The 13,545-nt window shown below is 52.8% G+C and carries 13 protein-coding genes; 6 read left to right on the top strand and 7 right to left on the bottom strand.

Annotation, left to right across the window (positions count from 1 at the left end):
- Window positions 1–5 precede the first annotated feature (5 nt).
- The 3 genes from KI228_RS17930 to KI228_RS17920 all read left to right on the top strand — a co-directional run bounded on the left by KI228_RS17930 (window position 6) and on the right by KI228_RS17920 (window position 4,219).
- Entirely contained in the window at window positions 6–2,462 is a 2,457-nt protein-coding gene (locus KI228_RS17930) for a fimbria/pilus outer membrane usher protein (RefSeq protein WP_224267597.1), read from the top strand.
- A 17-nt stretch (window positions 2,463–2,479) separates the two neighbouring features.
- The gene (locus KI228_RS17925) at window positions 2,480–3,571 is read left to right on the top strand and encodes a fimbrial protein (protein WP_043001827.1); all 1,092 of its coding nucleotides are present in this window, start codon (window positions 2,480–2,482) and stop codon (window positions 3,569–3,571) included.
- Window positions 3,572–3,694: 123 nt separating this feature from the next.
- Entirely contained in the window at window positions 3,695–4,219 is a 525-nt protein-coding gene (locus tag KI228_RS17920) for an HD domain-containing protein (RefSeq protein ID WP_042999440.1), read from the top strand.
- On the opposite strand, the gene KI228_RS17915 is transcribed toward KI228_RS17920, so the two are convergent.
- On the bottom strand, window positions 4,216–4,839 hold the full coding sequence (locus tag KI228_RS17915; protein ID WP_042999441.1) for an ECs1377 family protein: 624 nt from the start codon (window positions 4,837–4,839) through the stop codon (window positions 4,216–4,218). The genes KI228_RS17920 and KI228_RS17915 overlap by 4 nt on opposite strands.
- Before the next feature lie 277 nt (window positions 4,840–5,116).
- Here KI228_RS17915 and KI228_RS17910 point away from each other — a divergent pair, with 277 nt between their 5' ends.
- On the top strand, window positions 5,117–5,668 hold the full coding sequence (locus KI228_RS17910) for a hypothetical protein (RefSeq protein ID WP_042999442.1): 552 nt from the start codon (window positions 5,117–5,119) through the stop codon (window positions 5,666–5,668).
- A gap of 45 nt (window positions 5,669–5,713) precedes the next feature.
- On the opposite strand, the gene KI228_RS17905 is transcribed toward KI228_RS17910, so the two are convergent.
- Window positions 5,714–6,082 (bottom strand): hypothetical protein, encoded by a 369-nt coding sequence (locus KI228_RS17905; protein ID WP_224267557.1) that lies wholly within the window; start codon window positions 6,080–6,082, stop codon window positions 5,714–5,716.
- 106 nt (window positions 6,083–6,188) lie between these two features.
- Window positions 6,189–7,037: a winged helix-turn-helix domain-containing protein gene (locus tag KI228_RS17900; RefSeq protein ID WP_061069633.1), complete on the bottom strand. Its 849-nt coding sequence runs from the start codon at window positions 7,035–7,037 to the stop codon at window positions 6,189–6,191.
- Between the two features lie 616 nt (window positions 7,038–7,653).
- Between KI228_RS17900 and yjdI the strand changes: the two genes are divergently transcribed.
- Both yjdI and KI228_RS17890 read left to right on the top strand, forming a co-directional pair.
- A complete protein-coding gene (gene yjdI / locus KI228_RS17895; RefSeq protein ID WP_042999445.1) occupies window positions 7,654–7,884 on the top strand; it encodes a 4Fe-4S mono-cluster protein YjdI in 231 nt (76 codons plus the stop codon).
- Between the two features lie 11 nt (window positions 7,885–7,895).
- Complete coding sequence (locus tag KI228_RS17890; protein WP_042999446.1) at window positions 7,896–8,168, top strand: GNAT family N-acetyltransferase; 273 nt, start codon at window positions 7,896–7,898, stop codon at window positions 8,166–8,168.
- A 31-nt stretch (window positions 8,169–8,199) separates the two neighbouring features.
- On the opposite strand, the gene KI228_RS17885 is transcribed toward KI228_RS17890, so the two are convergent.
- The 4 genes from KI228_RS17885 to KI228_RS17870 are packed head-to-tail and all read right to left on the bottom strand — an operon-like array spanning window position 8,200 to window position 13,526.
- On the bottom strand, window positions 8,200–8,925 hold the full coding sequence (locus KI228_RS17885) for a fimbria/pilus periplasmic chaperone (RefSeq protein ID WP_044327785.1): 726 nt from the start codon (window positions 8,923–8,925) through the stop codon (window positions 8,200–8,202).
- A complete protein-coding gene (gene stbD / locus KI228_RS17880; protein WP_042999447.1) occupies window positions 8,891–10,231 on the bottom strand; it encodes a fimbrial usher protein StbD in 1,341 nt (446 codons plus the stop codon). The genes KI228_RS17885 and stbD overlap by 35 nt, the downstream gene beginning before the upstream one ends.
- 6 nt (window positions 10,232–10,237) lie before the next feature.
- Window positions 10,238–12,793 carry a fimbrial outer membrane usher protein gene (locus tag KI228_RS17875; RefSeq protein WP_061069634.1) on the bottom strand — a complete coding sequence of 852 codons (2,556 nt, stop codon included), beginning with the start codon at window positions 12,791–12,793 and terminating at the stop codon, window positions 10,238–10,240.
- Window positions 12,774–13,526 carry a fimbria/pilus periplasmic chaperone gene (locus tag KI228_RS17870; protein ID WP_061069635.1) on the bottom strand — a complete coding sequence of 251 codons (753 nt, stop codon included), beginning with the start codon at window positions 13,524–13,526 and terminating at the stop codon, window positions 12,774–12,776. Before KI228_RS17870 ends, KI228_RS17875 begins: the two co-directional genes overlap by 20 nt.
- Window positions 13,527–13,545 lie beyond the last annotated feature (19 nt).

Raw genomic sequence — 13,545 nt, 5'->3', positions numbered from 1 at the left:
CGCTACTGCTGACGATCATCCCTGGCGTTTTACTGCTGTTTTGCGATCAGCGTCAGGCGTGGGCGGATGACTATTTTGATCCTGCCGCGCTGGAATTACGCGATCCGCAACAGAAACTGGCGGACCTGCGCTATTTTGCCAAAGCGGGCGGACAGCAGCCCGGAACGTACCCGGTCAGTGTCTGGCTCAACGAACAGGAGGTCACACAGCAGAATGTGACGTTTGTCGAGGAGAATGGACAACTGAAACCGGTGCTCACCCCTTCGCAACTGGCGGAATACGGGGTTAACGTCAGCGCGTTTACCACCTTCAGTCAGTTGCCTGATGGAGGCACTTTCACCGATATCGAACGCTACATTCCCGATGCCCGCAGCCAGTTTGATTTCTCCACTCAGCGTCTGAATCTGAGCATTCCGCAGGCGGCGATGAACGTGCAAAGCCACGGTTATGTCGATCCCGCGCGTTGGGATGACGGCATTCCGGCCGCCTTCGTCGATTACACTTTTTCCGGCTCACAGACCCGGCAGTCAACGGATGACGGGCGTTCCAGTTATCTGAACCTGCGCAGTGGCGTTAACCTCGGCGCATGGCGCCTGCGTAACATCTCGTCGATGCAGTACGATAAAACCCGACGCTGGGACTCGCAAAGTACTTACCTGCAGCGCGATATTGTCTCACTGAAAAGTCAGCTGCGAATGGGGGATACTTACACCCGTGGCGACGTCTTTGACAGCGTGCAATTTCGCGGTGTGCAGCTGATGTCTGATGACGAAATGCAACCGGACAGCATGAACGGCTTTGCTCCGATTGTGCGCGGCGTGGCGCACAGTAATGCGAAATTAACCATCGCGCAGCACGGCTATGTGATTTATGAAACCTACGTGTCGCCGGGGGCATTTGCCATTCAGGATCTCTATCCCACCGCCCAGAGCGGCGACCTGGAGGTCACTGTTAAAGAGAGCGATGGTTCTGAGCGGCGCTGGACACAGCCGTTTGCTGCGGTGCCATTTATGCTGCGTGAAGGACGCGCCAGATTCAGCCTGAGCGCCGGGCGCTACCACTCGACCTCGCAACGCAGTCGTTCGCCGACGTTTATGCAGGGAACGCTTTTTTATGGTCTGCCCGCTGAGTTCACCTTCTATGGCGGTTCGCAGCTGGCTGAAGATTATCATGCCGTCGCGGCAGGGCTGGGGCGTGGTTTTGGCCTGCTGGGCGCGCTGGGGTTGGATACGACCTGGGCGGCGACCACGACGCCTTCAGGTAAGCGTTATACCGGTCATTCGCTGCGCGCGCAGTACCAGAAAAGCGTTGCGCAAACGGGGACCTCGTTCAGTCTGGCCAGCTATCGTTACTCTTCCAGCGGATATTACGATTTTAGCGAAGCCGCGATGCTGGAAAGCCGCTACGGTCAGACATGGAGCAAACGCAGTCGCGAAGAGATTTCCGTTAATCAGGCGCTGGGAGGGGTGGGTACGCTTTCGCTGTCAGCGTATTCGCAGGACTACTGGCATAACGCGGATCGCGATCAAACCCTGCACGCCGGATTTTACAGTACCTGGAAGCGTGTTGCCTGGAGCGTCGGCTATTTCTACACCAAAACGACAGGACACAGCACGCCGGATCGCTCATGGTCATTGAACGTCACGCTGCCGCTGGGCGGCGCGTGGTCAGACAGCACCGTAAGCTACAACACCTCTTCCGATAATCACGGCTACACCTCGCAACAGGTGGGGATATACGGTGCGCTGCCGCAGAACCAAAACCTCTACTATTCGGTACAGCAGGGGATTGCAAATCAGGGGCAGGGTAGCAACAGCAGCGCATCGCTGGACTATCACGGTGGATATGGGACGACGCAACTGGGGTATCGCCGCGATCGCGACAGCAGCCAGATGACCTGGGGGGCGTCTGGCGCTCTGGTGGTACATCCGCACGGCATCACGCTCGGACAGAACGTCGGTGACAGCTTCGCCATTGTTCGCGCGCCGGGCGCGGCGAACGTCGCGATTCAGAACGCAAACAATGTTCATACCGACTGGCGTGGTTATGCCGTGGTGCCCACGCTTACGCCCTATCACAAAAACGTGATCGCGCTGGATGCCCAAACGTTACCGGATGATGCGGATGTCGAGTTGCAGGGGGCGACGGTGATCCCTGGCGGCGGCGCAGTGGTGGAAGCACATTACCAGACGCATATCGGCAACCGCGTACTGTTCACGCTTCGCCGCAATCAGGATGTGGTGCCTTTTGGTGCCAGCGCCCGGCTGGTCGGTGATGGCGGTACCGCCAGCGCGATGGTGGCCGAACGCGGGCAGGTCTACCTGAGCGGGGTGCCGACGGCAGGCACTCTTGCGGTGAAATGGGACGACGCGGGCGTGAGCCGCCAGTGCGTACTGCATTTCCGGATAGCGGATGCACAGGACCGGAACCCGGTGAAAGAGGTGGCGGGACAATGTTTATGAATCATGAGGAACTGACGATGTCAGGGGTTTTTCGTCTTATTTGCGGGTTAATGCTGCTGGTAGCGAGCCTGTTTAGCCAGTACGTTCAGGCCGAAACCTGTCAGGGTAATACCGGACAAATGACCCTGAACTTTCAAAACATCAAATATCTGCCGACGCTGCGGGTCAATACTCAGATGAGCAGTATTATGCCGGTGAACGGTGGGGGGATTCGCTTTACCTGCGATCGGCAAGGGACGACATCGTCGTGGAAAAAAATCGTCTATCAGCAGTTGAATACCCAGGGTGGGCAGATAATTGACGGACATGCGGTGTTCAATTCGGCCTTGCCCGGGATCGGCTACTCACTCAGTTTCCAGTGCGACGGGGGGCCGATCCATTTCCTGGAGTCAGTGGGCAGTCGGTCGGTTACGGTTTGCGACAGCACAGAGAGCCCGTCAATGCTGACGCAACGGGAAGTGGAGGTGAAAGCGTGGGTGACCTTCTATAAAACCGCTGATATTCAACTGGTAAGTAATAATCATGCTTTCGCCAACACGCTGGCAAATGTCGGGAACCTGTCGATGACGTACCCGAATGCGGGGGGAAATGGCGATCAGGTCAGCAGGCCGGTGATTCTCGATCTTGCGGCGATGAACGTGGACATCGGCAGTCGCGGTAGCTGTAGCGTCACCCGCGCCAGTATTTTTGTCGATCTGGGCAAAGCGAACCGGAGCGATTTCAAAGGCCCGGGTACCTCTGGCGGTTCGGCGGTGCCGTTTAGCATCCCTGTGTATTGCGCTACACCCACGGATATCCGTATTGGTTTCTTCGCGACCCCGGCGACGACCGGGGCGACGGATACGCTGGATATTACGCACTTTCCCGGTGGTGCGGACGGCGTCGGGATCCGGATCCGCTATGGCGATAATGGCGGTAACGGGCCGGTAAAGGGAACATCGGTGACGCTGAATGAGCCCGCAAATCTGCCAGTGGTACAGAAAGTTCCCGCTTCCAGCGCCGCAACGGCAGTGCCGGTCAATTTTATGGCACAGATGGTGCAGACAGGATCGACGGTCACCGCGGGACGGGCAAATGGCACTGCCACCTTTGTGCTGGAATATAACTAAGAAGCCATAAAAGCGTGCGGTAAGGGGTGAAAAATATTTACGTAGTGAATATAAAAACGTAGTTTCTTTATGGCTACCCAGGCGCCCGACGTGGGCAAGAACGGCAAGGAAGCAGGAGAACGGATGAAATTTATCGCCACCATTACCGGGCAACACATCGATTACGGTGATATTCGACCGGAGCATATTGTGATTGAAGATATTGCGGTCGCCCTTTCGCACCTCTGTCGCTTTGCCGGACATGTGCCTGAATTTTACAGTGTCGCCCAACACGGGGTTCTGTGCAGCCAGTTAACGCCACCTGAGTTCGCGCTTGAAGCGCTGCTGCACGATGCCGCTGAGGCCTATTGTCTGGATCTTCCCTCACCGTTAAAGCGCTTGCTTCCCGCGTACAAAGAGATTGAAGCGCGGCTGGATAACGCCATTCGTCAGCGTTTCGATCTTCCTCTCACCCCGAGCAAGGTGATTAAACAGGTGGACCTGATGATGCTGGCAACCGAGCGGCGCGATCTCAATCTGGATCCCGGTAATGACTGGCCGATGCTGGCAGGGATCTCGCCCACGACGCGGTTGACCGTCACGCCACTGATGCCACGAGAGGCGCGCGCGCTTTTTTTATCCCGCTTTCAGGAACTGACAACCGGTTAAAGATGGTATGCCGTCACGGTTCGGCGCGTGCCGGTCAGTGAATCGAACACCTCGACATCTGACGCCAGAATCGGCATGCCTGACGCGCGGAGTCGCTGAATATCGGCGGCAATACGCTGGATCCCCAGCCAGAACAGTCCATCCAGGGCGTTAACCTGCAAACCACTCTCCAGTGCCAGGCGAAGCCGTTCCTCGGGATGCTTTGTCTGACTGGCAACCTGCTGATAGGGTGCCGTGGTAATGGTTTCCTCATCCATACGGCGGATACGCGACGACAGACGATAGCGAAAGGCATCGGGGACGCGACTGAGATCGGCATTGATGCTGTAAACCTGGCCACGGCGTTTATCATTAATCAGCACATTTTTCTGGGTGAGGGCAAATTCTTTCCGCAGCTTGTCGATCAGTTGCGGAGTACGGGTGAGGAGCAAACGGAAGGGCAGTTCAAAGCTGGTTACGTAATCGACATTAAGCAGCGCAATACGCAGTCGTTCTTCAACACCGGCATTCTCTTGTTGGCACTCCGCCAGAACCTCTTTCCATTGGCTGGCAATGCGCGGCGACTCGTTGATTTCAGTGAAATGATATTTTTCAATCAGGTAATCGATACGCCTGGTCATTTTTTTCCATCCCATCCGCCCGTTCGCTAATGGCACAACATAACATAGAGAAAGAGACAGAATACAGAGACAAACGAATAATTGTCTACTTAAGAGTGTTTAAGAAATTTAATTAAAATGCACATTATCAATAAGTTATAAATGTCACACCAGTTAAGACTATTTAATTGTATTATTCGTAAGCTTATCAATATAATTTTTTACATGTCTCGCTAAAGCTGGATATAGAAGAACGGAAACGACCTGTGAGTTAAATTATTAATACGGAAATAAAGCGATGGCGATATATATTATAAGTAATGATAACTATTTGCAGGAGGGTATTGTCTTATTGGCAAAAGAGGCCAACCTGGAAATCGTGAAAGAAACCATGCCTCATTTACCTGTTGAAAGACTCACATTCGACGATACCGTGATTTTGCATCTTAATTTGTTCAACAAATGTTGTGCTAAAGAAATCTCCAGACTCAACAAAAAATGTAAGTTGCTGGTTATACTGGACTCAGAGCGGAGTGCATTGGTCCTGGATGCCGATGTGATTGTCAGCGCACAGCAGTCTCTGCTATCGCTGATGATGATCATTACGCGTCTGGTCGGTATGGAAAAACGCCAGGCTATCAGGAATCATGTTCTCAATCGTGTTGAAAAAAGGATTATTTGTGAATCGCTGTTGGGTAAAGATATTAACCTGATTGCCGAATCATTGGCGCTACCGCCGAAACGGGTATACACCTATCGCAACCTTGCGTGTAAGAAATTAGGTGGGCACCGGGTTCACGATCTACTGCTGATCAAAGAGAATTTACTCGAAGAGAGTATGTTTCTTTAAAACGCGTCAGCCCTGTTGAGCACAGAGCTGACGGTTTTCTCCCGTTTATCGGGCGCAATAGAGCAGGGGACGTTTCCCGATGGTGAACAGGAACCCGTGAACACCCTGATTGAGAATGGAGTAACTCACATCTTTATCGGGGTAGACGTAAAAATCAGGCAGAATATCGGCTAACAGATCATCCGGCAACGTTTCGATAATTTCGAACTTGTTGATTCTGCTTGAATGTAAGTGATACGAATCCTGATTTTCTGTCCAGTTATAGGCCACATCTCGTCTGATGCGCCCTTTCAATTTGTTATCTTCAATATAGGTTCCGCTGACGGCCACGATGCCGTTCTGGTTTTTCAGCGAATACATGTAGTTCAGCGTGATATTTGCGCGGGCGTTTTTATGAAACACCACCAGCGACATCGAACATTCCTGTTTATCGTAATGTTTTGACATTAAAAAATTGTATAACGCGCTGATGAGCACACCCGCGAGTAAAAATATGGCACTCATCGTTATGACTGTTCTTTTACTCACTTCCTACTCCACGAAAAGAGAGTGTAATACAACCTGGAATGGCTGATTTCAGGTAGTTCTGGCGGCAGACAAGAACCGCTAAGCCTGGCGACGTTTGTGATAGCGGGAAGTACACCCAGGGGTACTTTTCGCAATCGAGTCCAGAACCCAGAATCAGCGCCTTAAAGTGTGCAAAGCTGTTTTTGTTATCGTGGCTGTCATCTTTGGTATAGAAACGACAGCCTTTGTCTTGCTCGACGAAGGTGTAATCAGCGAAGAATGGCTTCGTATCGCTAAAGTGCCAGAAATAGTTCATGCCGATAGCGCCAATAAAAAATGCCGCTACCATGCCGAGAATGCCAACGAAGAGCGGCAATCTGCTGCTCTTACTTACCGTCATCGCACGGGCAGGAGGGGCGATTTCTTCTGGCGTAAGCGCGGGATCCGCCTCAGTGCGGTACTCCACATCCAGTTCATCTTCACCCTGCAGAGAATCAGGGGCCACTTCAGCCTCCTGAACCGCAGCAACGCGAGTAATTTTAACGCTTTTGTCGATTTGGAAACCTTTGCGCGGGACTGTGGCGACGAGGATCCGGTCAGTCTCGCCAACGGCGCGTAAGCCTCGACGGACAATAGAAATATTTTGGTAAAGGGTGTTGGCAGGCACCAGCATGCCTTCATCTTCCCATACCTTTTTAAAAAATTCCTGCTGAGTGACGACGTCCGGTGAAGCGTCAAGCAGCAAAAGCAGACAACGACTGGCAGGCGTTGTCAAAACCACGTTAATTTCTGGGTTAGTGACAGAAATTAACTTTTTACTGTCTGGTCTGAATTCAATATTATCGTTAATAATCCAGTACATATGGGTTCACGGTGTTCGAAAGTTATAAACAGTAGAGACTTAATTGTAGAAAATTCTGAACATACTATTACGTATAGTATAAATGAGTTCAGTAAGTCGTTTAATTTATGAAACTAATGTTTTTGTTCTGAAGTTTCACATAAGTGCATATAAAACAAAGCAATTTATTAACAAGGTCGGTGGATTCTGCCGCAATGAATAATCAGCTACTGTAATCATTTAAACATCCCAATGCCGCATTCCGGAGAAATTATGGCCTGATTATCAACAAAGTGGCGTTGAAATCTGTTTCAACGTCGTGATTTAAGATTCGGTATCAGACAGGTATACTTTTCTGTAACTCACTATTTTTAATGAGTATTCTTGAATAAAAACAGATTTTTTTAATGAGTCATTTGAAAGATTTATTATGCCGACCTGATGTTAAATAGTCAATTAGAGCGAATAACCTTAAATATCATTAAATGCATAATATAAAATCTTAAATGCCACTATAATTGGTTTTTTATGCTTAAACATAAGGAACGGATGAGTATTTACTCATCTAACATTAAAGTGGTGGCGGGTGATATTCACGCGCTATGCTTAAGGGATAAACAAAAAATGAGGCAATGTCATGGATAAGCAACTTGAGGATGCGGGTTATCGCGTCTATACCGGTGAGAAAATCGATGTCTACTTCAATACAGCAATTTGTCAGCACTCTGGGAATTGTGTACGCGGTAGCGCCAGACTTTTCAATCTGAAACGTAAGCCGTGGATTATGCCTGATGAAGTAGATGTCTCAACGGTGATCAACGTTATCGATACTTGCCCAAGCGGGGCGCTACAATATCGTCGTAAATAAGCGAGGGGAAAATGGAAATACTGGAAGGTCACAATAAATTCTATGTCAATAATGATCAGGGGAATCAGGTCGCTGAAATTGTTTTTGTTCCAACCGGTGAGCATTTAAGCATTATTGAGCATACCGATGTCGATGCCAGCCTGAAAGGTCAGGGGGTGGGAAAACAGCTGGTGGCGAAAGTCGTGGAGAAAATGCGCCGCGAAAAACGTAAAGTTATTCCTCTTTGCCCGTTTGCCAAACACGAGTTTGATAAAACTCGCGAGTATGACGATATTCGGGCCTGAAATATGCCGGGCAAGGCGCGTAAGCCGTCCGCTACGGGAGACGCGAGACGGCTTTATTGTAATGCCACAGGGTACCCTGGTCGTTAATGACGTCATAGCGGACCGATGAACATGGTGCTCCTTGTCCCTGTAGCGGGACCGATACCGTCGTCAGCGGCGCAATCATGATGCCGCTTGCACTGCCGGACTCACAGCTTATTCCGGCCAGCGTGATATGCCACGGGGTGGGGTTGGTTAACTGCAACTGATTTTGCGCCCCGGCGTATATCACGTGCAGCTTCTCCGCATCGCTTTCCTTAAGCGCACCGACGCCTTTCGGGCGAATGAACACCTTCATACGGATGCGTAACGGCAGAACCACTTTCTGCGCCACCTGGGCGTCGGTCTGCGTCATGGGCGGGATCTGATACACGTTCAGCCAGTAAAGCGCTTCGCGATCGCGCGGCAGTACCGAGGTGTCGGTCAGTTGCAGCGTAATGCTGCGCAGTTCGCCGGGCTGCATTTTAAATACCGGCGGTAGTACGATGACGGGCGTCGTCTCCTCATTGGGCTGGCTCGAGGGATTACCCGTATCGGTCCAGACCTGAACCAGGGCTGGCTGCTGCGGGGAATTGATCAGCGCCAGCGAAGCGCTTTTGTCACCAGCATTAAAAATTACCCGGGTCACTTCGCTATTCACCACCGCATGAGCGGAGAACGGCAGAACGTTCAACAGCAACGCGCTACTGAAAACTAACCACCACCTGAAGTTGTGCATAAACCGATCCTGCTGTTATGGCTTCGCCTGGAATGGCTTCCAGCGAGGCGGTGAATTCCCCGTTATACAATTCGGTCGAACCGCTTGTTGAAGTTTTACTGGTTAAATCGGCATAGCCGTACCATCCCCCGGCGTTGCCCGTGGCGGTTGACGTCAGATTTGGCAGCAGGTTGATAGCGCTACCGCCCAGTTTTTCGCTGTAGATGCGAATGCCCACGCCGGACGCCACGCCGCTGACGCCATAGTGGTTATCGAGCAGCCAGGTCCAGGCTCCCGATCCGGTCTTAAGCCCTAACTGATTTGCCGCATTCGCTGCCGTCTGATTATTCACCAGAAAACCCATCGCCACGTTCGCTTTGCTGGTTGTCGAGACCGCGGTGCCGGAAATCGCGCCGGTTTCGCATTCGACGGTAATGTTAAACGGGGTCTGCGCTGTGCCGCCGCCGCTCAGCTCACCGACGCTGATCGGCGGCAGACGAACAATAGCGGGATAGTCATCGATTCGACAGGCGGCGCCGCGCACAAAGTAACTCTGGCTGGTGAGCGTCCAGCCGCCAGGCCACTGCATGGCGCCCCAGCCGTCGTAGTTGGTTCTGCTGTCAGCACCGTCAAACAGCCCGGAGCTCATGCCGCCGCCGTGGAAGGCGATATAGCCAGCCGGCCCGGCGTAGGTATAACCATAGCGGTTTGAACCGTTCACCCCTTTTGATGCGTCATCAACCCGAAACAGCTCAACGAAAACATCGCTGAAGGCGCTGCCCGGGATGTAAATGTAGGTCCCGTCATTGAACATCTCGCTTTCAGGGATGAGGCGTGTTTGCCAGTAGCGCGAATAGTATTGCCCGGTTTTCAGGTTCGTCAGTCTGAGCGCCACGTTTTTGACGTAGGTGTAGTAAGCGCCTTCAATCCCGGCAACCGCTTCTCTGCCGCCCCAGGCATCATCGCCGTTGGTGGCGTAATACTCATACACCTTGCCGATTTCGGCGACGTCGCAGCGAAAATAGATCTGATTGGCGTTGACGCCCTGGGTGCGGCCATTAGGCACAAAGCTGGCCGTCGAACTGGCGAGCAGTGTGCCTTCCGTTTGAAATCCGGTGCCGCTGCTTAAGGTGATAACGCCAGGCAACCCCAGTTTGCCTTTGACTTCGCTATCGCCAACGCCTCCCCAGCTGGCGCCGATGTAACCGGCATCTTTCGCTGTCTGAGACAGATCGTTGGCAGAGGTTACCCTTTTACAGGCAGACCATGCCGGCTGTGCCAGTACGACGCCAACTAACAGCAGCGGGAAAAAAGAGGATAATTTCATCAGCCATCACTCCTGGCGACAAGGTAGCGTAAGTTGGTACAGCGGCGCGTCGCGCGTCGTTGGCAATTGATACCAGACCTGGCACTGCTGGGCGGCGGTTTTACCCCACTTAACGAACAGCACGCCGGACTGAGCGGCGAGTCGGGCGTAGATTTGCCCGCCCTGGCCCATGATGCCCACGGCTTCGCCATTGCTGTCCGTGACGTCCGCGCCCATCGGTGGCTGGCTGCTATCGGGCAGAGTGGTGTTAATCAACGTTGCTTTCCCGTGAGTGGTCTTAAACGTTACGCGAGAAATTGCGCCCGCATAGGGGACCAGCCGCTTGCTGCCGCCCTGAAGTTCGACGTCATCGGCCATATTCTGGCTGTCGAGACTAATGGTGTTATAGCGGTAGGGCGTTAATGACGGGAGGATCGCGTAACCGAAACGGTCCACCGTCGCGCCCTGCCCATTACGAATCTCGGCTCCGCGTGCACCGGGAGCCTCCACCAGTGCGAAGGTGTCGCTGGTATACGGACCGGCGGTAATCCCACCGCGATGGGCGACCAGCGTACCGGACATCCCCAGTCCATACTGCTGATAACTGTCGCCCCGGGAGGCATAAGCGCGAAAGGCGCCGACGGAGGTGCGATGTTCAATATTTCCGCCCCAGGTCGAGCTGTCGCCACTGTCGTTGTTGTGCTCAATGCCGCTGTAGAGCGCCCACGAGGTAGAACTCTTTTCACCCGTCGTCCCGCTCATCCCAACCGTGGCCGTCCGGCTGTCGCGACTGCGGTTCATGTCGAAGTTGATTTGCGAGCGGCTGGAACCAAAGTCGAATGGAATCGAAATCCCTAGCGATACGGTGTTTTCCGTGTATTTTCGCTGGTTTTCGTTATCAAAATCGCGATCGTTGACGCTGTTGAAGTAGCGGCTGGAGTAGGTACTCCGCTGGCGTGCGGCGCTGATATTGAAGCTGATGTCACGCCAGCTATTACTGTAACCGAGTTGCAACTGGGTGATACGTGAGGCGTTGTTATAGTAATCCGAGGTGCTGCCGGTAAAGCTCAGCATGCCCCAGTCACCCATCGGCTGGCTGACGGTCGCCGAGAAGTTGTTCCGCTGATTGAGCGTATCAGAGTAGTAGAGGGTGCCGTTTTTCTCCTGGCGACGTACGCCGAGTACGTCCTGCAGATCGCGATAGCCGCTGGTGGAATAGCGATAGGCCGCGAGGACCAGGTTGGTGCCGGTGGTGAAGGTTTTACTGTAGCTTGCCTCGACGCGCCAGCCTTGTTGTTTTTCGTTATTTTCTACATGAGCGCTGGAAAAAACCGTGTTCAAACCGAATGCGCCGACGGAGGTTGCCAGCACGCCGCCGGCGAGGAAGGCCTGATAATTATCTGCCAGTCGTGAACCCATGTTGGCCGTCAGCACGTTGCTCATCCCGCGCTGCAGTACACCTTCAATAAACTTATTTTCTACACTGTAGTACTGACGAACGTAACCCATCGCCAGTTCGTAATTCCAGTTACCGGGACGAATCGAGTCCGGTACGGCGGAATAGGGGACGGTGAAGCGCGAAACTTGTCCGTTTGCTTCAACGACATCCACCGTCAGATCGCCCTGGCCGCGGGTGTTGTACAGATCGTTAATCACGAAGGCGCCGGGCGCGACGGTAGTTTCGTAAATCACTTTTCCCTGCTGGCGTACAACCACACGGGCCGTCGTGGTGGCGACGCCGCGCACTTCCGGGGCATAGCCTCGTTTACCCTGTGGCCACATGCGTTGGTCAGTGCTGAGCTTGACGCCATTGAATGAGAGATTGCCAAACAGACTGCTGTTGGTGTAGTTGTCGCCGAAGGCAATGATGCTGTCCAGTTGCGGCAAAGGCCGTTGTACCGAGGTGGCAACCGCATTGTATTTGTAGTGTCTTCCCGTCTGATTGTCATCGGCGTAGCGCAGGTTGCCCTGATGGCGAACCTGCCACAGGCCAAGGTTGAAGCCAGCATTGATGTTGCTCCACAGATAGTCATAGCGCAGATGGCTGTCTGTGTTTTCGGTGTGGTAAAAGTTGGTATTGTGGCGCAGAAACAGCGCGGTTTCCCCGGCGTCCCATTCGGAGACCGGGATGAATCCTCGTGGCGAATGTAACAGCCCCGCCTGGGGAACCACCATGTTCAGGCGCAGCGAGCTTAAATCCACCTCCCAGCTGATTTTCGGGCCCAGAGCGTCGATCGGCAGACAGATGTTAGGGGTTACATTTTGCGTCGTACGTATGGCGCTGAGGGCAATCAGTTCCGGTGACAGGCAGGGTTGCACATCAGTTTTGTCGCCTTCGGGTTTGACCAGGGCGATCGATGCCTGGCGACGAATCAACTGGTTGTTAAGATATACGTCGAGCACATAGTCGCCTGTCGGAAGGGCGTTGTCCCGCTGATTAAAACGATCCAGATCCAGTGACTTACCAAAATCAGAACCCTGCAAAAGCGCCGGGTCAAAGTAGTATTCCGCACACGCCGTCGCCGGAACTAACGCCAGGCCGATCAGGGGCGCGACGACGGTGTTACAGCGGATAGTCGGCACTGATGCGTGCTCCCTGATCGTTGATCAAGGTAATGCGTACGCGCTGCGCGTCAGCGGTTCGCGGAAAGTGAAACGTTTCGCTGGCAAAAGGCGAGATCATGTCATTTTTAGGGTGCTGGATTTGCGACGACCCGCCAGGTTGCAGGGCCGCGACCGTAACGAAATAAGGCTGATTGTTCTTAATACTTATCGCCAGTTCTTTATTTCCGTTAATCCGTTTGACCTGCAGATTCTCCAGCATTTTTTGCGGATCGCCGACCAGTCCTGCCGGGCGATAAAAAAGTTTGACCCGATTGCGCAACATAATCAGCAGGCTATTTTGTTTTTCGGTTTGGCTCGCTGATTGTCCGGCATTGGCGGGAGGAATTTGCATGAAATTAAAATAGACCAGTGACTCCCGGTCCTGTGGTAATTTTTTTCCTTGAGTGTAAACAATACGAATGATTTGTCCTTCGCCTGGCTGAATGCGAAATGCCGGAGGCGTGGCAATAAACGGAACCTGCGCAGACTTTTCCGGGCCATCGGCCATATTACCGTTATCGAACCAGCTCTGGACAACATAAGGAATGGCATCTTTATTTTTTAGATGCACATCAGTCGATTTCGCCGCACCATCATAAATGATACGCGTTCCTGTCATCGTAATACTGGCATTGGCATGGCTACAGCATGCGGCTAAAAAAAGAAACAGGCAGCCTGAAATAAGCGTGCGATGACGATGAGAGGTTCGCATAGTATTTTCCCTGAATGTG

This window comes from Citrobacter amalonaticus, assembly GCF_018323885.1.
Lineage (GTDB): Bacteria > Pseudomonadota > Gammaproteobacteria > Enterobacterales > Enterobacteriaceae > Citrobacter_A > Citrobacter_A amalonaticus.
The sequence above is the reverse complement of the archived record's forward strand: the minus strand, read 5'-3'. Positions and strand labels throughout refer to the sequence as shown.